Source organism: Syntrophobacterales bacterium (assembly GCA_031274925.1).
Taxonomy (GTDB): Bacteria; Desulfobacterota; Syntrophorhabdia; order Syntrophorhabdales; family Syntrophorhabdaceae; genus PNOM01.
The window spans coordinates 13,967-35,231 of the sequence record JAISPL010000041.1; the positions used below are offsets into that span (position 1 = coordinate 13,967).

The 21,265-nt window shown below is 47.5% G+C and carries 18 protein-coding genes and 1 pseudogene; 14 read left to right on the top strand and 5 right to left on the bottom strand.

Annotation, left to right across the window (positions count from 1 at the left end):
- Positions 1-13: 13 nt before the first annotated feature.
- Both LBQ00_07300 and LBQ00_07305 read left to right on the top strand, forming a co-directional pair.
- On the top strand, positions 14-190 hold the full coding sequence (locus LBQ00_07300; GenBank protein MDR2018659.1) for a Trm112 family protein: 177 nt from the start codon (positions 14-16) through the stop codon (positions 188-190).
- 6 nt (positions 191-196) lie between these two features.
- Positions 197-1,078, top strand: a complete 882-nt coding sequence (locus LBQ00_07305) for a lysophospholipid acyltransferase family protein (GenBank protein ID MDR2018660.1) — start codon at positions 197-199, stop codon at positions 1,076-1,078.
- A gap of 563 nt (positions 1,079-1,641) precedes the next feature.
- On the opposite strand, the gene LBQ00_07310 is transcribed toward LBQ00_07305, so the two are convergent.
- On the bottom strand, positions 1,642-2,397 hold the full coding sequence (locus LBQ00_07310; GenBank protein ID MDR2018661.1) for a hypothetical protein: 756 nt from the start codon (positions 2,395-2,397) through the stop codon (positions 1,642-1,644).
- Positions 2,398-2,577: 180 nt separating this feature from the next.
- On the opposite strand from LBQ00_07310, the gene LBQ00_07315 reads away from it, so the two are divergent.
- Together LBQ00_07315 and LBQ00_07320 are read left to right on the top strand one after the other, a co-directional pair.
- Positions 2,578-3,504 (top strand): C40 family peptidase, encoded by a 927-nt coding sequence (locus tag LBQ00_07315; protein MDR2018662.1) that lies wholly within the window; start codon positions 2,578-2,580, stop codon positions 3,502-3,504.
- 53 nt (positions 3,505-3,557) lie between these two features.
- On the top strand, positions 3,558-4,556 hold the full coding sequence (locus LBQ00_07320; GenBank protein MDR2018663.1) for a hypothetical protein: 999 nt from the start codon (positions 3,558-3,560) through the stop codon (positions 4,554-4,556).
- A gap of 449 nt (positions 4,557-5,005) precedes the next feature.
- Here LBQ00_07320 and LBQ00_07325 read toward each other — a convergent pair whose 3' ends face one another.
- Entirely contained in the window at positions 5,006-5,746 is a 741-nt protein-coding gene (locus tag LBQ00_07325; protein ID MDR2018664.1) for a DUF1460 domain-containing protein, read from the bottom strand.
- 79 nt (positions 5,747-5,825) lie between these two features.
- Between LBQ00_07325 and LBQ00_07330 the strand changes: the two genes are divergently transcribed.
- Complete coding sequence (locus tag LBQ00_07330; GenBank protein MDR2018665.1) at positions 5,826-6,689, top strand: hypothetical protein; 864 nt, start codon at positions 5,826-5,828, stop codon at positions 6,687-6,689.
- A 985-nt stretch (positions 6,690-7,674) separates the two neighbouring features.
- Here LBQ00_07330 and LBQ00_07335 read toward each other — a convergent pair.
- Positions 7,675-8,598, bottom strand: coding sequence for a hypothetical protein (locus LBQ00_07335; protein MDR2018666.1), 924 nt, complete (start codon positions 8,596-8,598; stop codon positions 7,675-7,677).
- Positions 8,599-8,974: 376 nt separating this feature from the next.
- Between LBQ00_07335 and LBQ00_07340 the strand changes: the two genes are divergently transcribed.
- Complete coding sequence (locus LBQ00_07340) at positions 8,975-9,673, top strand: LuxR C-terminal-related transcriptional regulator (GenBank protein ID MDR2018667.1); 699 nt, start codon at positions 8,975-8,977, stop codon at positions 9,671-9,673.
- Positions 9,674-10,025: 352 nt separating this feature from the next.
- Here the strand turns inward: LBQ00_07340 and LBQ00_07345 are convergent, their stop codons facing one another.
- A complete protein-coding gene (locus LBQ00_07345) occupies positions 10,026-10,184 on the bottom strand; it encodes a DUF4368 domain-containing protein (GenBank protein MDR2018668.1) in 159 nt (52 codons plus the stop codon).
- Positions 10,185-10,690: 506 nt separating this feature from the next.
- Here LBQ00_07345 and LBQ00_07350 point away from each other — a divergent pair.
- From LBQ00_07350 to LBQ00_07380, 7 genes and pseudogenes are all read left to right on the top strand, one after another.
- A pseudogene (locus LBQ00_07350) lies at positions 10,691-11,217 on the top strand (FAD-binding oxidoreductase).
- The gene (locus LBQ00_07355; protein MDR2018669.1) at positions 11,206-12,060 is read left to right on the top strand and encodes a hypothetical protein; all 855 of its coding nucleotides are present in this window, start codon (positions 11,206-11,208) and stop codon (positions 12,058-12,060) included. Before LBQ00_07350 ends, LBQ00_07355 begins: the two are co-directional and overlap by 12 nt.
- Positions 12,061-12,373: 313 nt before the next feature.
- Positions 12,374-12,631 (top strand): hypothetical protein, encoded by a 258-nt coding sequence (locus tag LBQ00_07360; protein ID MDR2018670.1) that lies wholly within the window; start codon positions 12,374-12,376, stop codon positions 12,629-12,631.
- Positions 12,632-12,854: 223 nt separating this feature from the next.
- Positions 12,855-14,063 (top strand): homocysteine biosynthesis protein, encoded by a 1,209-nt coding sequence (locus LBQ00_07365; protein MDR2018671.1) that lies wholly within the window; start codon positions 12,855-12,857, stop codon positions 14,061-14,063.
- A gap of 27 nt (positions 14,064-14,090) precedes the next feature.
- On the top strand, positions 14,091-15,095 hold the full coding sequence (locus tag LBQ00_07370) for a tRNA 4-thiouridine(8) synthase ThiI (GenBank protein MDR2018672.1): 1,005 nt from the start codon (positions 14,091-14,093) through the stop codon (positions 15,093-15,095).
- The gene (locus LBQ00_07375) at positions 15,092-15,781 is read left to right on the top strand and encodes an MBL fold metallo-hydrolase (GenBank protein ID MDR2018673.1); all 690 of its coding nucleotides are present in this window, start codon (positions 15,092-15,094) and stop codon (positions 15,779-15,781) included. Before LBQ00_07370 ends, LBQ00_07375 begins: the two co-directional genes overlap by 4 nt.
- Positions 15,782-15,989: 208 nt before the next feature.
- Positions 15,990-16,178 carry a hypothetical protein gene (locus tag LBQ00_07380; GenBank protein MDR2018674.1) on the top strand — a complete coding sequence of 63 codons (189 nt, stop codon included), beginning with the start codon at positions 15,990-15,992 and terminating at the stop codon, positions 16,176-16,178.
- A 920-nt stretch (positions 16,179-17,098) separates the two neighbouring features.
- On the opposite strand, the gene LBQ00_07385 is transcribed toward LBQ00_07380, so the two are convergent.
- The gene (locus tag LBQ00_07385) at positions 17,099-19,009 is read right to left on the bottom strand and encodes an ATP-binding cassette domain-containing protein (GenBank protein MDR2018675.1); all 1,911 of its coding nucleotides are present in this window, start codon (positions 19,007-19,009) and stop codon (positions 17,099-17,101) included.
- Positions 19,010-20,185: 1,176 nt separating this feature from the next.
- Between LBQ00_07385 and LBQ00_07390 the strand changes: the two genes are divergently transcribed.
- Positions 20,186-21,241: a branched-chain amino acid aminotransferase gene (locus LBQ00_07390; GenBank protein ID MDR2018676.1), complete on the top strand. Its 1,056-nt coding sequence runs from the start codon at positions 20,186-20,188 to the stop codon at positions 21,239-21,241.
- Positions 21,242-21,265: the final 24 nt, after the last annotated feature.

The window sequence follows — 21,265 nt, forward strand, 5'->3', positions numbered from 1 at the left end:
GGGGGGTGAGCGTATGCCTGTCAGTAAAGAGTTGCTTGATATATTGTGCTGCCCGAAATGCAAGGGAGACATACGGCTTAATGACTCAAAGGATGGACTCATATGCGAGTCGTGCAGACTTCTTTATCCCATAAAAGACGATATACCCGTTATGCTTATTGACGAGGCAATATCCATTGACCAGAAATAGTTGCATGTGTTAGTAGATTTATTTCTCATCTTTGTTATCAAATCGTTTCAGCAGCTTCTCCGCCATCTGCCTGAACGCTTTCAGCGTGGGGTCGGTCTAGCCATGGGACGGGGGGCCTATTTTTTTCTCGCGAAGAGGCGCCATGTGGCGATTTCGAACCTGAAGAAAGCCTTTCGTCATCTCAATGAGAAACACGCATCCCGTCTGGCGAAGAGATGTTTCGAAAACCTCGGCATCAATTTCGTGGAGTCTCTGATCCTGCCTTTCATCCCTAAACAGGAGCTTGTCCGTCGCTTCGCCATCAAGGACCGGTTCTATGTAGATGAAGTTTTGGCCTTGAACAAAGGCATGATGGCTCTTGTGTTTCATTATGCAAACTGGGAGATCATGGGTGTTGCGTCCCACTTCCTGGAAAGGGACATCATCGTCCTTGCGCGGCCCCTTAAGCGGCACCAGCGGATCAATGAATACCTTAACAAACTTCGTGGAGAAACGGGCCTTACCGTCATCCCCAACGCAAATACAGGCAAAGATGTAATGAGATACCTCAAAGAAAATAAAATAGTGGCAATCCTCGGGGACCAGAGAGAAAAGCGGTCAAGAGGTGTCTTTGTGGAATTCTTCGGCGAAAAAGCCCCTACATCCAAAGGCATAGCGATGATCGGAATGAAAACGCGCACTCCAGTCGTTCCTTTCTATTTCAGAAGAGATGGGTTTCTCCGGTATACGATCGTATGCTCGCCTGCTATAGAAATGGAACGGAAAGGCAACATAGAAGACCTGATATACAAAAATACAAGGAAAATTAATGCATTTCTTGAGAACCTTCTCCGGGAGAGGCCGGAAGACTGGTTTTGGCTTCACCGACGTTGGGCCAGAAAAAAATGATATACCCTTCCATAAACAAAATTTCCTCCCTGTCCATCCCCTTTTGAGTAACGGTGCATATAATACCTCACTTAAGAAGGGAAAAACTAGAGATTTTGTCCAATCGGAACCGAAAGTCATCCTAAGAAGCTGCGGTTGTGACATTCATGATCTTCACACAGCTGTCTGTATTAGCTGCAGCATCTAGACACGTTCATCCCTGCAGAGTTTCATGTGGATATACCTAGGTGCAATTGGAAGAAGGCAGACAGAACATCAAAGTTTGCATACGACGAAGAGCTTAAGCCCAAGAGTTTTCCGAAACACGGATAACGGCATCCGTGATGCTATCTGCCTGAACATTACTGACCAACCGGAGTTACCATTATGGCAGCCATAAAGAACACCTCAATGCACTTCTAATGGCGTACAATCTGGCAATCGTTTGAAAAGCTTATAAGGAAAATCTCCTTATGTGATTTCATCAGAGATATATGGACGTTTGAGCCTAGAAGGTTTACAGGTAACCCAAACCACTTTAATGTGGGGGTAAACACCTAACCACCAGCGATGAATAACTGTTTTTAAAGCTGGCGATTGCTTCTACGGTTGTTGTAGAGTAAACGTTCAATGAACCATCCCAGCCTTGAGGTAAACTTTTTCGTTTTTGCCTTTTTTTCTACTTCTAGAATGATGTCAAATCCGGAAAGCCTCTGATAGGCCCTTAAGAAGAGCATCCGTTCTCTCATGGTGAAGGTGATGATTCCGTCTTTCTCCATCTTCTCGGCATACCTGTTCAGGCGGAAAATCATGTTTGTCACTTCCTTTTTTGTCACGTTTCCTCTACTGCTCCTGTCGAAGTCGAGGAACTTCATCTCCTTATCATCTCTCGCGATAAGTACATTGTTAAGATGAAGGTCGGGGTGATAGATCCCAAGGACCTCAAGTTGTCTGATATGCTCCGCCAATTTCCTGATTTTTCTGTATCTCGCCATCCTGCCCGACTCGGCGAGAAACTTGAGCAGGTCGGTAGCCTCTTCCTCGAAAACGGTGATAAAATAGAGGCGTTTTGTGAGTATCCGGTCCTCAACGATGACCGCGAAAGGGTCAACGACGGGAAAACCCATCTCACGAAGATAAGATGTTATCTCCATTTCCTTGAGCGCCCTCAGGCCGGAAAGGAACATCTTCCCAGTCACGGCCCTGAGCACTCCGCCGTGGACATATTTCCTGCAAGCAAGGGTCACTGTCCCGGCATCCAGAATCATGATCCCCCCCCTGCCTTTCCCTCTTATGGTCAGGGCAGAGTCCAGTTGCCGGGTGAGCAGAGCCGGGTCCATACTTTCCCCAGCGAAGTAGACAGAAAATGGTCCATGGACGGTTTTTACAGACTTTGTCATAACGATCGTATATGACTCTAAACGATATTCACAATTTTTCCAAGATCTTATTTACCGTGAACTGGCTTCTTCTGCAAATTATTGTCTTGTCTGTCGAGAATATGGTAAAGGTAAGACAACGTGCCAAGAGAATATCATACTGTTGTCGAACCCGTGACAAACCTCAAAAAAGTCCCGCGGGAAAGAGTTCCTTCCTATGCTAAGGACGATCTCCTTTTTTCCCAACTCCTCTTCGGTGAAAAAGTCCTAGTCCGTGACGAACATAACGGATGGGCTCTTGTGGAGGCAGTAGAACAGCAGATGTTCCAGATGCACGAACAGTGGGAAGGTTATTCTGGTTGGGTTCAAAAAGAGTCGATCAAGCCATGTGGGGCGAGGCAGACGGAAACCGGAGCAACGGTGAAGACCAGAACAGCTCTTGTCTATAGTATGCCTGATTGCAACAGCGCCACTCTATTCAATCTTTCCATAGGAACGAGAATAGACGCCTGTCAAACATCAGCTGAAATCGAAAGGTTTTACCCGGTCTGCCTGGCAGGAGGAGGAACCGGTTGGATTGATAAAGAGAAGCTGCGCATGACAGACCAAGAGGCGGCGTGGTGGCAAGACAGGGAGGATGTCCTTGCTACCGCGCTTTTTTTCATGAGAGTACCTTATCTCTGGGGGGGGAGGAGTATGCATATGCCCGACCTGCAGGCAACGGCTACCGGGGTCGACTGCTCTGGCCTCGTTAATATTGTCTTCCGGGTCCACGGTATTGATCTTCCAAGAGATGCCCATGAGCAGTGGATGAAGGCGACCCCTGTGTCCGCGGACAATTTGAGGCCATGCGATCTTATCTTTGTGGCTAACGGCGAAAACACAGTGACTCATGTTATGTTATTCGTCGGCGGGGAGAGTTTTATCGAAGCCCGTGAGACTGGAGCCAACGTGACTATGGGTACCTTCAAGGAAAGATTCGGCAAGAACCTAGCCGCCTTTTGCGGAGAAGGACCAAAGATATACATCGGCGACCATGTGGTCTTGTTCGGAAAGGTGCTGCCATAGCAGATGACCGAATAAAAAACATCCGTCTCCATGAGGTTACGCGGTCCCTCAGGATGCGATTCGCCACCTCACTCGGTTCAAAGGACGTCCTGAAAAGCATCGTCGTGCGTGTGACTCTTCACGACGGCTCGTTTGGACTCGGGGAGTGCCCCACCAGCTTGGCATTCGCAAATGAGACCATACCCGTCATATGGACACGTCTCACAGAGTGGACACCCAGGTTTGTCGGAACATCTGCGGGAGAGTGGAAAGAGAGGATAGCACAACTCAGGCGAGACAACCAAGCCTATCCCATGGCCATTTCCGGCCTTGAAATTGCACTTTTCCGGGCATGGTTAACAGCAACGGGGCTTTCGGAGCATTCTTACTGGGGAGGAAAGTCAAAAAAAATAGAGACCGACATCACCATTCCCTTCATTCCTGGCAATCCGGCTCTTTTCCGCTGGATCGACTATGCCGCAAAAAAAAGATTTACGATTTATAAGATCAAGGTGAGCGGGGACCTGACAGAGGACAAGAGATTTATCTCAATCCTCTGGCGCACGCTCGAAGAAAAGACTCCAGACTTTACCGTCCGTCTCGACGGCAACCAGGGTTACACGTCGCATTCGTTTCTGCGCATGGTCGATTATCTTCAAAAAAAGGCTTACAAGCTAGAGCTTTTCGAACAACCTCTTCCCAAAGGCGACTACCGCGGACTGGCAGAGATCAAGAAGCACTCTCCCATACCGGTGGTCCTTGATGAGACTGTGGAAACCGAGGAACAGATGAAAAAAGCTGTAGACATGGACCTCTGTCACGGGGTCAATATAAAGATCGCCAAGAGCGGCATTCAGGAGTCGTACAATATCATGCGCATTGCCCGGGAATCAGGCCTTAAACTGATGATCGGATGTATGACGGAGACAATGGTCGGCCTATCGGCCGGCATCTGTCTTGCCGCCGGGTCGGACGCATTCGATTACATTGACCTGGATGGAATACATTTCCTCCATCACCGGAACAGGTACGGTGCCTTAGAAATCCAAGGCCCCATGTTCGTTATTGGCTGAAGATCATGCAGGTCGAGGGCCCCTGTGGCCGGTCGCCTTCTTTTTTTCACCAAATCCCCCATGAACAACATGCGCTTTATATTCAGTTGAGAGAATTACCCGGGTTCTAATCAGTGTCACCACTGTAGGCCAGCTTGCCTGTTAAGAGTGCTACGGAATGCAATTTCAGTTCTTGGTCGTCTTTGACTCACTTACAAAATAATACCGCCCATACCAGGCATATCAATTGGTGAACGCTATCATATATTTAAGCAAGCTCTATCTGAATTTATTATGTATTACTTATCAATCAATTGGGTACAGCCGAAACGGGAGGGGAAGGATGGATAGAATTGATAGGATATAAGGGTGCATCAAAGAGATTCCCGGCCTTAGCTATTACAGAGCGCAGAACGAATAACGAAGAGCATGGAGTCAGAGAAAAAACAGAAACGAGACCATGCGTTTTTTCACCTGTCGGAGCGCTGAGGGCGAAGCACAACTATTCCCGGCTTGGCCGCCATGTAAGATCTGAAATCTTGGTCGACCACTTTTCTCTTCTCGTCAGCGGACGATGCGTGTCTCAGGGAAGCGCCATTCTTTCCACGTATGAATATTCCTACATGAGAGACATCCAGCCCGGTCGTCATGGAGTAGACCCCAACATAATCCCCTGTCTCCAACCTCCCCTCTATTGAATGATCGATAAGCGAAGACGGAATATAGTGCACATCCTTCTTTTTCGCAATGAGACCTGGAAGGAATAAGGCGCCATCCTCTTTCTGATTGAAAAATTTTGCCATGTGCCGCGAAGCAGTCTGTCCTATCTTGTCCGTGACATCACAGACAAGGGAGCTGTTGGATTCAATCCAGTCTAAAAAGAAATGATTCCTTCCCTCGTACGCAACGAGACCCCCTCTGTATCTCACCTTCGCCAGATTTGTCTTGAATTCGGAATAGGAAACGGAGATACGCATCGCCTCGACATAGTCGATGAAGGTGAAGCAGTCCACCTCTTCCAAGTCAATCACGAATGTTTCGATAGTATCGCTGCCACCGACGAGCGTGAACCCGCAGTATGGAATACCGAGAAATTCCCTTGAAATCAACTCTATCCTGGGACCTGGATCGGGTATCAGGGAGGCCCGGCGGATAAGCTGGTCAAGACTCTCCTCAGACCATTTTCCAAGACGTATGAGCACTTCTTTCATGACTTGATTATATCATTCCGGAGAGACCCGTCTCCACATTCTTTTTTCTTTCTCATTTTTCTGGTATCATTCAGAGAAGATGAAAGTCATTGACATCCATATCCACGGCGGCGGCGGTTATGATACACAGACAGTCGACCCCGGAGACCTGCTCCGAATAGCAGAGATTCAGGCCTCCCGCGGTGTCTCTGCCATTATCCCTACCATATATCCCGCCAAGATAAACAAAATGAGGACCCATATAGAGGCAGTAAAAAAGGCCATGGAAATCCAAGCCCGTGAAGAAAGCCACGGGTCCAAGATACTCGGAGTTAACCTTGAGGGACCGTTTCTAAACCCGTCTTTTCCGGGGGCACTAGATCCGCAAGTTTTCCTTCCGCCTGCGGAGCGCCATTACCGAGAGATTACCGAAGGTTTCGAAAATATTATCAAGGTAGTCACCATTTCCCCGGAACTGAAGGGTGCACTAGCACTAACAAGACTCTTGTCTGACCGGGGCGTGGCGGTAAGCCTGGGCCACACAAACGCCACATTCAGTGAGGCCGAGAGGGCTTACCAGCAGGGGGCCCATTGTATCACACATCTTTTCAACGCCATGCGGCCTTATCACCACAGGGAACCGGGGATTGCCGGTTTCGGTCTCCTCAATCCCCACATATATGTGGAACTGATCGGTGATCAATTTCATCTTCATCCAAGGACTTTAGATCTTGTATTCAGGGTAAAGAATCCCTCTAAGATCATAATCGTGTCGGACTCTGTGAAAGAAACCCCGGACCATGAGAGTCCGACCACGGCAAACCTGGAAAACGGGACTGGCAAACTCATGGGTGGAGCCATTGACGTGGTAACGGCGGCAACGAAACTCATCAAGGCAGGTTTTAACAGGGAATTGATCCTGCCATGCATCAGTTTCAACCCAGAAAGATATCTATCCTCCTGATGCACCGAGAAGCAAGGGGGTAATTGGAGTATCCGCTCGTTTCCAACATATTTGTTTAGTAATTGAAATACTTCTTTATTCGTTAAGGATATACTGCCTCTTAATTTGTGGGATAGCTTTACCAGGAAAACTCATGTGGACTTCTGCTATGTGCCTCGTCAAGAATTTCGCGGTGTTACTCCGGATGGATTTCTTCGTGACCTTTATTCATCCATGGGGTACTCCACCTTCAGGCTGATCGTATTAGAGCAGGATAGCCTCATCTTCGAGAACACTGTAGAGGCCCTCGGTGGCTGCTTCGTTGCAGTCCGCTTTCTCCTTCTTTAGTCCTTAAGTTCAGTCGTTCTCCCCGTTTTGCCCTCTAACTACCAGCCACCAGGATATATTCAAGCGAGGTACATCCTTCAGGGGACGCCTTCATGCCGCTTATCCCGCTCGCCCCTATGGGCGGAATGGGATTGTTGAGCCATTCATATTTGAGCAGCTATCTCCGTAGTCAGACACAAAAGCGATACGCATTGCCAAAATTGGCATTTCGCGCCGCGTTAAATACGATCTGTAACATCAGCTTCCCCGGGTTCTCCAAAAATGATAGTCTTTCTCCGAGAAGACGAGATATTTCTTTGCCCTTTTTGTTATTGTATCCATCTTTCAGACAGGAGAACCAAGGTATGACCTAAATCGTTAAAGGGCGGTCAAAGTATTGGCCGGAAAGGCTGGCCAGTATCTTGAAGGGATTGTGGCTGCCCTCATACATCCATGTCTGCTAAATATTTTGGAAAGCATCATTGTCGAGGGATACCAGCTCCACCAAAAATTATCCGCAATTTCGCTTAGTTCGGCCAGTAGCCCGAAGACAGTGCACAACGCCCTTCTCATTAATCGTAACTCCCCAAAGGCGCTGTGGCACTATTTTCAGAAACAATATCCCCAATCAAAAACAGGTGTTCGGGTTTAGGACTTAGTATCGGTCGAACGGAGAGGATCACGCTTTGTTGTAAATCTTCATGGCCTCCTCAATGCTTGCATCTTCGACCGTGATCGCGTACACGGCATTGCACATCCGGACTGCCTCCGCCAGCGATTTCTGATGGATGTTTCTCCCCGTGGCATTTCCCGCTGCTCCGCTCACGTGGATTTGGTCGTAGAGTTGCCCCAGGAACTTATCGACCGATTCGCTTCCACCGCCTGCGCAAACCACTTTGGTGCGGCCCGCAGCAAGTATGGCTTCCTTGAAGACCTCCTTGGACTCGGCCCCTTCCTTCTTTGGGTAGTTGACCTTCACGAAATCCGTTCCAAGACATGCGGCGGCTCCTGCTGCCCCTGCAATCAGGTGAGGATCTTTCTCATCTTTTACGGCTTTGCCTCGTGGATACACCCAGAGAACGGTTATGAGGCCGTTCAGATGAGCATCGTAGACCAGTTGAGCAGCCTGGAGGAGCATATCGGCCTCGTATTCACTGCCAAGATACACCGTGTACCCTATACCAAGGATGTTGAGTCCGCTATTATCCTTAAATTCCATTATCTGGTCGACATCAAACCACTGAAGGCTCACCGGGTCGTCCTGCGCCGTGCCCACCAAGTGGGTCTTGGAGTTGATTTTGACCAGATACGGCACATCGGGATAGTCCATCCCGTATCTCGCTATGAGTCCAAGCTGGGCGGCGAATACACCGATCTTAGACTGGGAGGCAATCCTGAACAAATGGTCGGGGACATTGTCATCGGCGTGAATCCCTTTACTATAGAAATCATCATTCAAATGCTCAAGTTTCTGGTCTCCGGCGAAAAGCATTAACCTCCCGCTTGACCTCGTTATTGCCATATAATTGTCAATATAGGTATCGCGCATTACCCTCGGCACATCCAACGGAACGATCACGTCATCTCTCGTAATGACTGGCATACTGTCTCCCTCCCTTTATGATTTTATGCTACAAATTTTACGCGAAGATAAGCGCATATGCAAGACTAAGCCCAAACTTTTCACAGGAAAACTGAAACTAGTGCATGCCTCTGCTGTATATAACGGTACGCCCGAAGTCATTTTTGGCTCCTTCTCCCGCTGCCGCCACTACGTTCACCACATCTCCAGCCGCAAATTTAGTATCTCGATATCATGATAGCATCATGGAGAGGAGTATTGATGCTTAAAAAACTCCCGCAAACCTCCGTATTAATCTAAGTAATCGAATTTCTCTTTTATCTTTTTTAAACATTCACAGATATCGAATAAATAAGGCTGTATATTGGAATACATATTTGGTAGTATTTGATAGGTCATGTTGGGGGAAGACAATATTACCAGTCAGCCTTTAGATGTCGCCTTAAAGATCATCAATACTCTCTTTGAAGGTATTAATGATGTAGGCATAAATCTTGTATCTAATGACTATACTGTTGTCTGGACCAATAATGCGATGTCCGCAGGTGTTAAGAAGCCGGTAAGCGAAATGATCGGAAAGCCCTGTTACGAGGCATTCCGACACAGAAATAGTCCCTGTCCTACTTGTTTACTCAAGACAGTTTCTGAGACAAAGGAGCCATTGATAGCAGAAAGATGGTTAGATTTACCTAATCAGAAACGTCAGTATGCAGAGGTAAGACTGTATCCTATTCTTGACAGTCACGAATCCGTTCAATATATTTTTGAGATGCTTACGTTTATCACCAACAAGAAAAAGGGTGAAAAAGAAAGAACACGATATATTCAGGTACTCGAAAGAACGCTCCGAGAATCAAGGATACAGAATTCCGAGACGAACCTAAAACAAGGCAATTCTAATAGCGAACAGCTAACACCCCGAGAGAGAGAAATCCTTTGTCTCATCGGAAGAGGTTTTTCAAATAAACAGATAGGGCTTTCTCTTAATATCAGCATAGAAACTGTAAAGACTCACATCAAAAGCATATTCTGGAAAATAGATGTTGTCCATAGGGCAGAAGCAGCCACCTGGGCGGCAACCCACGGCATTCTTTAAATCGATAGGTTATCACCATACAGTCAGAGGGATTTATGGGAGTACAAAGAATGGCACATACGCGAGATGAAGCGTCCGGCTTGAGAGGAGCACTTTCAGTCTTTCACTATCCTGTTCTGTATGCCAGTTCCTCCTTAAGCTTGAGACGGTCAAGATTTGCCCGTGGAACGTTTCTTATTCCTCAATCCAATCTACACACACACAGCATGTTTTAGATCGTCCCAGTAAGCCATGAGCAGATCAAGATAAGAAACTTACTTATTATATTAGGACAGCATAGTATTCTAAGAAGAAAGACATAAATCTCATGACGGGCGGCGGCATTATTCTGCTCGGCTAATACTTGCGCCATTTACCCATATATTCGGTTTTGTGACCTTGCAGCAATCCATTCCGCAAAGTCAATCTTGCCTATACGGTGATAAACAATTTCAACCTTTTGTCGGCGGTCGCCCCGCGTTTGTTCCGTCTCATGGATAATAACTTTGTCAAATAAAATACTCCTGGTCAATCTTCGTCATGTTGGCCGTTGCGGCCGTTTATATGTCCGGTGTCAATAACCCGATAGTCTCTACGTTTGTTAAGCCAGATGAACACAACTACCGGCATGTGATGGAAATTGAAACTGTAAAGGACCTAAAAAATATCCTTCTTCGTGACCTGCTTATTTCGTTGAAGGTTTTACAACAAGACCTGCAGCATCATGTTCACAGTAGAATAGCGGGCTATAGAATCATCAGCCGCATGATATTCCTGGTATGAGGGTTAGCGGAAAATAACATAGAAAAACAAGGTTGTCTTTGTTTAACTTCCTCGCTTTTCTATCCCATCCCATCTGTCAGTCGTTATTTTAGTGTTTGTTAGGTGCTTCCTTATATGTACTGTCCATTCTCGCAAGAATTTAAACAAATACCTCACATGAGTGATTGTTTTATGGACTTTCTCTGGGTATAAGAAACACAGAATAAGAGAAGCATTAGGATGGAGACAGAAAACATAAAAAATTGGAGGCGTCATATGCTCAATGAACATCTGCTCAAACAGTTTCGCGGAATTGTGGGTCCAGAAAAGATACTTTCTGAAAGAGAAGACTTAAAGGCCTATTCCTATTATGCTACAACCAATTGGATACGCGAGCCTGATTTGGTAATATTTGCAGACAAGGCGGATGAAATAGCAGAGATAATGAGGATCGCCAATGCCAATAAAATACCGGTTACACCGCGAGGCGGAGGTTCATGCTTAAGCGGAGGTCCAGTACCCATCCAAGGCGGCATCGTTCTTTGCACCTCAAAAATGAACAAAATCCTTGAGATCGACAAACAGGGAATGACGGCCACGGTGGAACCAGGCGTTGTACTTTTTGATCTCAATGCCCAGAGAACCTTTTCTTCCCTCCTGATCCCCAAAGCTTTCTTAGTGCAACGATGGGTGGGGTAATCGCGGAGAACGCGGGAGGACCAGCTTGTGTAAAGTACGGAGTGACAAAACAATATGTACTTGGACTGGATATAGTGCTCCCAACGGGAGAGATGATCACTTTAGGCGGGAAAACGTTAAAAAGCGTGGTAGGTTATGACCTGCTTCATTTATTCATCAGTTCAGAAGGTACGCTTGGCGTAATAACAAAGGCAATCGTAAAGATAGCCTTGTTGCCAGCAGACAGAAAGACAATTCTTGCCGTGTACAATGATGTCGCCACAGCCGGGGAAAACGTTTACCGTGTACTTGAAAATGGAGTAATACCGAGCAAAATTGAACTCATCGACAATTGGGTAATTAATCGATTTGAAGATATGATGCACATAGGTTTGCCCCGTGATGCGGATGCAGTCCTTCTCTTTGAGGTTGATGGAGCACCGGAAGCAGTTGCAATGGAAACTGAAACAATTATACGTATAGCGACGCAATACGGGGCAAGAGACGTCAGGGCGGCAAAAGATATGGATGAAGCCAATAAGTACTGGGCTGGCAGGCGGGCGGGTTTTGCTGCTGTTTTCGGTGCGGCTGCAACAGTAATGGCTGAAGACGTGACAGTGCCTAGGGGGCAAATTCCTGCACTAATAAGCAAATGTAAAGAGTTAGCAAAAAAACACCAGGTGGAAATCGTAATCTTGGGACATGCAGGAGACGGCAATTTACATCCTTCTATCCTTACTGACATAAATAATAAGCAACATTATGATCGGGCCGCTGCCGCTATGGACGAGATATTTGAAATGGCCATAACCTTAGGCGGCGTTATTTCAGGAGAACATGGGATAGGTCTCGAAAAGGCTAAAGCCTTTAATAAGAGCGTCGACCCAATTGCAGTTAATATGATGAAGCAAATCAAATCACTCATCGACCCAAACAATATAATGAACCCGGGCAAGATTTGGTCGTGAATTTAAGCATTGCGAGGTGACGTAAGAAAACCGGAATCAGCCGGAATTGAATTGCTTCAATAAAAAGAGGCAGACGAGAAGAGGGATCGTAAACAGGCATCACTGGATCGCTTGGGATATATTATTGTTTAATCTTTACGGGTCTAATTCCCTGCCCCTTAGGGCGTCCTAATAGTCAGCCGTAAACCCCGCCGGGATACCCCGCCGCTTGCGGCGGAGAGGTTCATTTGTGATCTTATGTATGCTTTGATGGTAATGCCTCTAAGATATATACGCCATTAAAGGAACTATATATCAGGAGGGGTCTTTAGCAATGGCAATTCTATATACACGGCCTGCTTATGGCAGATTGCCGGACCGACTTCCCTTGGCAGGAGGTGCTTTGGCTTCGGACACCACGTTCTACGATAGGTCTGACGGCCTTATCAGATTCAGAAAAACGAAAGACCCCTTATCAGAGACGGAGGCTGTTGATTGCACCATGGAAGGTATGACGGTCTCTGTCTCCAAGACAGGTCGGGTGTATCTTCTGAGACAAACTGTCGCGCAATTTGAAAAGACAACAAATTAAGGAAGTGAAGAAAACTCTCTAGACTTCTGTCTGCCGGTTAAGAAACTTTCAAAATCAGGCCCGAATTGGTGTATAATATTGCAACGGTTGCGAATCCTTTCCGGTCCGCACATCTAGCCAGGGAAATATCTCTCATAAGAGCGGGAATACAATTGATTCCGCGCCGGACGCCTGAATCGGCAAACCGTTCATAGCAGACCTGTGCTGCTTGCTAGGAGGAACATTGAAATCAATTGAAGAGATAAACGAAAAAATAAAAACCGGCAAGGTGGTAGTAGTCACAGCCGAAGAGATGATTGAAATTGCAAAAGATAAGGGTGTCAAGAAGGCATCCGAGTACGTGGATGTCGTGACCACTGGCACTTTCGGCCCCATGTGCTCAAGCGGGATGTTCCTGAGCGTAGGCCATTCCAAACCGAGGATTAAGATTGGAGGAGGAAGATGTTATCTAAATGACGTCCCGGCGTACTGCGGACTCGCCGCAGCAGACGTATATATCGGTGCCACAGCAACACCCGATGATGACCCCCGCAATACAGTATATCCCGGAGCATTCAAGTATGGCGGCGGACATGTTATAGAGGAATTTGTAAGCGGGAAAGATATAAAACTCGTGGCAACCGCATATGGCACGGATTGCTATCCGCGTAAAAAAATAGAGACCTATATCAACAAAAACAACACCAACGAGGCTTATCTGTACAACCCGAGAAATGACTATCAGAATTACAATGTGGCCGTCAATCTCACCTCAAGGATCATTCACACATACATGGGCACCCTGAAGCCCAACATGGGAAGTGCAAACTATTCGAGCGCCGGGCAGCTCTCCCCTCTGCTGAAAGACCCGAACTACCGGACCATAGGCATCGGGACGAGGATTTTTCTCGGAGGCGGAACAGGCTACGTTGCGTGGCATGGGACGCAGCATAATCCTGACGTCCCTCGAAACCCCAACGGCATACCAAGAGCCGGTGCCGGGACACTCGCAACTATCGGTGACGCAAAACAGATGAGCGGGGAGTTCCTCAAGGGGGCAAGCTTCATCGGCTACGGGGCCACAATGTTTGTGGGTATTGGCGTCCCCATACCGATACTTGATGAGGAAATGGCCTATCTCACCTCGAGAGGTGACGAGGAGTACTGGGCACAGGTGGTGGACTACGGCAATGATTATCCACAAAGGGAGCCGCGAAGCCTTGGAGAAGTTAGCTATGCTGAATTGAAGACAGGCAAGATAAGCTTCAATGGCAAGGAGATACCATCCTTTCCCATTTCAAGTTATTCCAAGGCCGTACAGATAGCCACTATCCTGAAAGGATGGGTGACAGAGGGAAAATTCCTCCTCACCATCCCGGTAGCGCCTCTTCCCGGCGTGGACGCCGGCATCAAGATGAACACCCTTGATGAGAGACCTTCCGGGGCAACGTAGCCACGGGATTCAGGACCAGAGCACTATATGAACAGAAAAGCAATATCCCTCATATCAGGGGGGCTCGACAGCATACTTGCCACGAAACTCGTTATGGAACAAGGTGTGGAGGTGGTAGGCTTCCATTTCACGTCGCCCTTCAGCAGCAGAAAAGATAAAGAAGGGGGCGCACGGGCAATAAAAACAGCCTCTGAGCTCGGCATAGACCTCATCACCCGCCACAAGGAAAATGACTACCTTGAAGTATTGAAGAACCCAAAGCACGGTTACGGTAAGAACATGAACCCCTGTATTGATTGCAGGATATATATGTTGAAAATTACCACAACCCTCATGGAGGAGACAGGCGCCTCCTTTGTGGTAACCGGGGAAGTCCTCGGCCAGCGACCCATGTCCCAACGGAGAGAGACCATCCGCCTGATCGAGAAGGAAAGCGGGCTTGAGGGCCTTATTGTGAGACCTCTTTCCGCCATGCGTTTTACACCAACCATCCCGGAGTTGGAAGGTCTGCTGGACAGAGACAAGCTCCTTGGCATAACAGGTCGGTCGAGAAATACCCAATACAACCTCGCCCGCAAATACAACCTCCAAGAGTTCAGTAAACCCGGCGGAGGATGCCTTCTCACTGATCCGATATTTTCGGTAAAACTAAAAGAGCTTTTTCGAGAAGAAAAAGATTTTACCCTCCGGGACATTGACCTTCTGAGCATCGGCCGCCACTTCAGACTAATGGAAGGGACGAAACTCATCGTGGGAAGAGACAAAGAGGAAAACGAGAAGCTCCGAAATTTGTGTTCGTCACCATACATATTCTTTTCTCCTGTCGATTTTAGGGGCCCCGAGGCGATCTTGAAAGGCCCACTCAATGACGAGATCATAAAAATGGTCGGCAATATTATTGCATTTTACGGAAAAAATACGTCCCCTGCCTTTTCCGTACAATCCGACAACGGCACGATAGAGACACATATAGTAGAAAAGACGGGGGAAAATTACGAAAGGTTCCGGATTCAAGAAAGAGGGTCAATATGAGAGTATTTAAGGATTTTTATGCCTATCCGTGGGTATCCTACAGAGAGAACAACTGCAATACCGTGTTTATCGACGGAGAGGTGCCCCTTATTATAGACCCCGGCCACACTCATCTGTTTGACCAGGTGGCTCAAGGCATGGCCAGGGACGGCAAATCGGTGGATGCCGTAAAAATGGTGTTCTGCACTCATGGCCACCCCGATCACATAGAGGCGATGGATCAGTTCGACGAAAGCGTCATAAAGGGGATAAGCAAAGAGGAATGCGACTACCTCACGAACGGATACAGGGAGCTTTTTCTTGCGACCGGTTGTCAGTCTCCTGCGCAGTCTTTCAAGGTGTTCCTCAGGGAGGGGAGGATACGAATCGGAGATAAGACATTCAAAGTTTTCTTGACGCCAGGCCATGCACCGGGGGCAATCTGCCTGTACTGGGAAGAGAAAAAAGTTCTTATCTCCGGAGATACGGTATTTTATATGGGAGTCGGTAGGACCGATCTCTACGGCGGAGACACGGCCCTGCTCGGTGAAAGCATCCGTCGCCTGTCCCAGCTTGACGTGGAATATCTCATCCCGGGTCACGGAGAGATGGTACAGGGAAAGGTGACAATAGAGAAGAACTTCAAGACTATACTTGACGATTACTTTCAATCCTCGCCCTTTGGACGGGATGAGCGAACCCTGTAATAGGCTTGTGCATATTTCAGGAATTTATGGTACAATATTGCGATGGCAGAGGGGGTGATTCCTCGCCTGTCTCAAATAACACGGAAAAGTGGATATTGACGAAGCATCATGTCCTCATCCCAACAATTCTGTGCCCACAGGACCCGGTAGATCGTTCATACAAGATATATGGAAGATCCAGGGTACAGGGAAAAGAGGAGGAAACGATTTGAGAATACCTGACGAGTATCTATGTGACTTGTGCGGTTATATGTTTCTGGACGGGGAAGTGCCGAGCAATTTCTGTCCGAATTGCGGCAGCAGTATGGTCACAAAAGAGCTGACCTATGATGAATTCCTTGACGACGAGGCATTTATCAGCATTCTCAACTATCATACGACCAGGGGAGGTCTTTAGTTGGCCTCTGAAACAGCAACATGGAGCATGTTTAAATTTTAAAACAGGGTTAAAGAATCCTTTTGAATTTCTAAAACCAGGGGTCATTGATCAGTCTACGACTATGTGATATTTCATCCCATACCGGTCCAGGGAAGGTTGAATTGTTGCCTTGGCCCTTCCCGGCAATGGGCTTCGCAATGCGTTCTTACGGTTAATTTCGCTATGAGGAAACTCGAAACCGGAATTTATGGCCTTCGTCGAATAAAACAGTAAAAATAGCGTTTCAATGTCATCGGCCCAAAGAAAAATCCACTTATTGAATATCTGAATTTTGCCCATGAAGGGAGGTATGGTTTCCCCGCGCGAAGAGATTCTGGTTAGGAGATCGGCATGATCCACCGCCTCCATGCCATTACTGATTAGACAGTAAAACAGATACTCCAGTTCACGGGGGCACCCGTGGCCGAAAGGCCAATACCCTTAAAACAGATCCTCCCGCCGGAGTCTTCAGGCGACTCCCTTGATCAATTCCCGAAAGAAAGCCTTACAGACGTGGAACTCTTCATTCGCCTCTATGTGCTTCGCGCCTATATTCGGTGAGCACACGAGAAACCTCCTGTCCATACCGACTCTAAAGAAAAACTCGAACCATTCCACCCGCACTTTCTTCAGAAACCAAGGCGCACGCTCACTTCCAAGTATTATTCTTGCTTTCCGGGAATGCCGTAAAATATATTGCAAAAATAGTCCGCTAATTCGTGCTTCCCTACAATAAAGACTTCCGCAAGGGAACCAAGAATATGGAGGTTTTCACATCAATCCCTATTTTATCGCAAAGTTGAACCAATTTTTCATCGTTTCCGTATCTGCCAGGAGATAACCCCACCACGCATGTTATACTTACAAATAATGCATGGTTCTAGAGGTATCAAAAACCATCAGGGAGACCTGTCCGCCAGTCTTGTAGGAAGTGTGGCCGACTTATCGAGCCTGTCTAAATCTTCCAGTTTATCCTCGAACTCCCGCATCTTTTCGTAGTGTTCCGAAGAATATGTTTCCAGTTCCTGGAAAGCGAGATCAATCTCTCTTTTTTTGTTATGGATGGACATTGACGTCTGGGCGATCAGCTTGCCATCATTATTCTCCGACGCCCTGATGAGAATTGCATTCTCTTCTTCCATTTGTTTCTCGAGAGCGATGATCCTTCCTTCCAAACGGGTGATATGCTCATTGAGAGGAGTAAGCGCCCTGGACCGATTTGCTATAATATCAGCCTTGAGACGTTTAAACTCTTTCCGGTCAAGCGCCCTTTCCCTGCCAGGCTTTCCCTCGCCCCGGTCCTTGCGATTAAGATCCTCGCTCTCCCATCCTACCCGATCCAGAAAGTCCTGGTAAGAACCGTCAAAAAGGGTGACGGTTCCCCTGTCAAAGACAATAAGTTTTGTGGCCAGTATCTGGAGGATCATCTCGCTGTGAGTCGCTATAAGGACAGCGCCCTTGAATGTCTCAAGGGCCTCGACCAGCGAGTCTATGGATTCCATATCAAGGTGGTTGGTCGGCTCGTCAAGAAGCAGAAGATTCGCGGAACTCGCGAGTATTTTGCCTAACATCACCCTGCTCCTCTCACCGCCCGAGAGAACGCCAACCTTCTTAAGGGCTCTATCTCCATCAAACATCATTGCACCACAGATGTTACGGACCGTATTGTAACCTCCATCGTGGAATACTGACCCTATCTCTTCTTCGACCGTGTTCTCAGGATTGAGGCGGTCGATATTTGTCTGGCCGAAGTAACCTACCTCCACGTGGTCGTGTCGGACTATAGAACCGGACAACGGGCCAAGTTCTCCGGCTAACAGCCTGAGAAGTGTCGTTTTTCCTTTGCCGTTCTTACCTATTATGCCAATTCTATCTTTCTTGCCGATGGAAAAGGTAAGACCGCTGATAAGGGGAATTCTTGAAGGGGTGAATGAAAATGAAAGCTCCCTCCCCTCCAGAAGCCATTTGCCGTGGAAGGGGGCTGAACTGAATTCAAACTCCAGATTCCTCTCCCCGGTCATCTTCTGGAGCTTCTCTTTTTTCTCAAGGGCTTTGATCCTGGACTGGACGGCTCGAGCCTTCGTAGCCTGCGCCCTGAACTTGTTCACGAACTGCTCTATTTCCTTCCTCTTCTTTTCATCATTTATCCTGGTCTGCTCGTATACTTCTTCTTCCTGCAGAATCTGCTGGTAGAGTTTATGGGTCGAGCCTTCCATCTTCCTAAATGATGTGCGGTGAATCGCCATAGTATGGGTCGTCACGCTATCCATAAAATCACGGTCATGAGTAATAAGGATAAATTCTCGCTTCCATCCCCTGAGGAACCTGGTGAGCCAGCGAACCGAGAGTATGTCGAGATAGTTTGTCGGCTCGTCAAGAAGGAGCATGCGCGGCTCTGATATGAGAAGCCGTGCAAGATTAAGTCTTATCTGGTATCCTCCAGACAGTTCCTCTGGCCTTCGAGAAAAATCAACCAAAGAAAATCCGAGGCCGGAAAGGATTTCTTTCGCGATGTAAGTTCGGTCAACGCCGTCATCGTCAGTTTTCAGACCGATGCAGGCTTCTTTTAATACGGTATCGTGTCTGAAGGAAATGTGCTGGGAAAGAAAACCGATGGGGTAGTTTTTTGGAACGTGAATGGCCCCGCCATCTGGTTCCTCTTCCTTGAGGATCAGTCGGAACAGGGTGGTCTTGCCGCTTCCGTTTCGCCCCACCAGCCCGACCCGTTCCCCTGCACCGACGGCAAACGACGAGTTCTCAAAGAGCGTCTGCAAGCCGTATGCTTTGGTCAGTCCTGTTACTGTTATCATCCTATAAATAATCCGTTTTTGTCAGGGGAATTAATCGGTAATTCCTGATATTTTAGCGCAGTAGTCCGGTAGTGTCAAATTGGAAGGAGGAATGTTGTGTAATATTGAAATAGTTAGGATATAAACCATCAGGATAACGCCTAAGAGACAGCGCTCCATGGAAATAAGCAGAGACCGGGTAGTTCTGGCTCTCGGCGAAAAAAGCACGGACGGATATGTGCATTCAGAGCCGTCACTACAAGGTAGATGCTGTCGTCAGAGACTCCAGACGTACCCCATTGGCAAGGCATATGGTGGCTACCCGTCTCCTCATTCAATCTGTGATGGTATCCTATATCACACTCGAGGCATATTTTTCAGAGCGAGGTATTGATCTGTCTCGGGCTTTGGACACATCTTGAATATATGGTGCCTCACAAGACCTGGAATGGTACCACCTATCGAATCCACGGCAATAACGACCCAAAACATCGCCCCAAGCGACCGTATTTGTCAAGCTTGTTCGAATCCGGCAACGTGAGCTGCGTGCGGTAGAAATCGAGAAATGAACCCCACTCTCCCATCTCATGTAGTCGTGATGGCAATCTGCCGTTCATTCAGCTCCAAAGATTTAAAGTCTACGTCAAAAAACTGGAGTTGCCCATGTCCACACGATCAGAAATAAAAGAGCCTTATCCACTTTGAAGGCAGGAACTGACGCCGTTCGAGACAAGACGAACCAAACCGGCGGACTGCAACACCTATACACAGCAGAAACGGAACAAAAAGCGAAAGACCGAGTTTACGCATCATGTTTCCCGCTTCGCTAAGGCACATTACACAACCGTCCCCGAGCATAGCAGTGGACACGCTTTATCGGCAATAATCTCTATTTTCTTTAATATATTATGCAACGAAAGTCTCTATTTCAAAATTAGCTATCCCTGATCTGAATAATGGCGGTCGCTTTGAGACATGGCAGAAGAAGCAAACACCTCCCTCCTGCCATAAATTGCAGTGCTGCATATGTCAGGGAATATGTTCGCATAACGCCGTCTTTCCCGAGGCGGAGCGACGACGTGGGGAGGAGACCGGAAAGGCCACCAACCGATTATTTTTTGATTTGCAATAGGTAGTCTATTATGGCAAAATATATAGAGAAAATCGAATTATTCACTCCAGAGGTGTAATGACATCATGAATATTTGCAAAATAGATCAAAGCAACATAGGGTCCGTCGATTTCGATAACCTCGCGTTCGGCGAGGTCTTTTCGGACCACATGCTAAGTATGGATTACGAATACGAACATTGGCTTGAACCCCAAATAAAGCCTTTCGGGAAGATAGAAGTATTACCCTCCCTGTGCTCCCTACATTATGGTCAGGTGGTCTTCGAGGGCCTTAAGGCCTTTTATGCAGGAGGAGATACAATCAATCTATTCCGTCCCAAAACATACCACGAGCGATACAACAGGTCATGTCAGAGGCTCTGCATTCCGGGAATGAGCTTAGAGCTTTTTGTCGACGGCATCAGGGAACTGGTTGCTCTTGACAGAGACTGGGTCCCGAGACGAAAAGGCTGCTCCCTCTACATCCGACCATTTGTCTTCGCCACGGACAGCTACATAGGGGTAAGGGTATCAAAATCATATTGTTTCATGGTCCTCACTTCTCCTGTGGGAGCGTATTACAAGGAAGGTATGAACCCTGTGCGACTCATGACCTCGGGCGAGTACGTCAGGGCGGTTCAGGGAGGGCTTGGCATGGCCAAGACACCGGCAAACTACGCCGCGAGCCTGCTGCCCACGGAAGAGGCTCACAAGAGAGGGTTTACCCAGGTACTCTGGCTTGACGGGGTAGAGAGAAAATATATAGAAGAAGTTGGTACCATGAACATTTGTTTCGTAATAGACGATGAGTTGGTGACACCAGCCTTGGAAGGGTCCATCCTTGCGGGAGTCACGCGAGATACGGTAATACAGGTGGCGAGAGATTGGGGAATCAAGGTAACGGAGCGAAAGATATCAATTGATGAAGTGCTCGCCATGTGGAAGGAAGGAAGACTCAAAGAAGTCTTCGGAACAGGTACCGCGGCAGTGATCTCGCCTGTGGGAGAGATCCAGCACGGAGATACGCTCATAAGGATTAATGATGGAAAGACAGGAGATCTCTCCCAGAGACTCTACGATGAAATAACAGGAATCCAGTATGGAGATCGGCCAGACAAATTCGGATGGTGCCATAAAATATAAGAGACTCCCACTCTAAAAAGGGTT

What these genes read in the sequence shown, in the direction of transcription:
- LBQ00_07390 (MDR2018676.1), top strand. Translation starts at nt 20,186, where the DNA reads ATGAATATTTGCAAAATAGATCAAAGCAACATAGGGTCCGTCGATTTC.
- LBQ00_07325 (MDR2018664.1), bottom strand. Translation starts at nt 5,746, where the DNA reads ATGAAAGAAGTGCTCATACGTCTTGGAAAATGGTCTGAGGAGAGTCTT.
- LBQ00_07300 (MDR2018659.1), top strand. Translation starts at nt 14, where the DNA reads ATGCCTGTCAGTAAAGAGTTGCTTGATATATTGTGCTGCCCGAAATGC.
- LBQ00_07335 (MDR2018666.1), bottom strand. Translation starts at nt 8,598, where the DNA reads ATGCCAGTCATTACGAGAGATGACGTGATCGTTCCGTTGGATGTGCCG.
- LBQ00_07385 (MDR2018675.1), bottom strand. Translation starts at nt 19,009, where the DNA reads ATGATAACAGTAACAGGACTGACCAAAGCATACGGCTTGCAGACGCTC.
- LBQ00_07310 (MDR2018661.1), bottom strand. Translation starts at nt 2,397, where the DNA reads ATGGACCCGGCTCTGCTCACCCGGCAACTGGACTCTGCCCTGACCATA.
- LBQ00_07370 (MDR2018672.1), top strand. Translation starts at nt 14,091, where the DNA reads ATGAACAGAAAAGCAATATCCCTCATATCAGGGGGGCTCGACAGCATA.
- LBQ00_07355 (MDR2018669.1), top strand. Translation starts at nt 11,206, where the DNA reads ATGATCACTTTAGGCGGGAAAACGTTAAAAAGCGTGGTAGGTTATGAC.
- LBQ00_07375 (MDR2018673.1), top strand. Translation starts at nt 15,092, where the DNA reads ATGAGAGTATTTAAGGATTTTTATGCCTATCCGTGGGTATCCTACAGA.
- LBQ00_07330 (MDR2018665.1), top strand. Translation starts at nt 5,826, where the DNA reads ATGAAAGTCATTGACATCCATATCCACGGCGGCGGCGGTTATGATACA.
- LBQ00_07320 (MDR2018663.1), top strand. Translation starts at nt 3,558, where the DNA reads ATGCGATTCGCCACCTCACTCGGTTCAAAGGACGTCCTGAAAAGCATC.
- LBQ00_07340 (MDR2018667.1), top strand. Translation starts at nt 8,975, where the DNA reads ATGTTGGGGGAAGACAATATTACCAGTCAGCCTTTAGATGTCGCCTTA.
- LBQ00_07360 (MDR2018670.1), top strand. Translation starts at nt 12,374, where the DNA reads ATGGCAATTCTATATACACGGCCTGCTTATGGCAGATTGCCGGACCGA.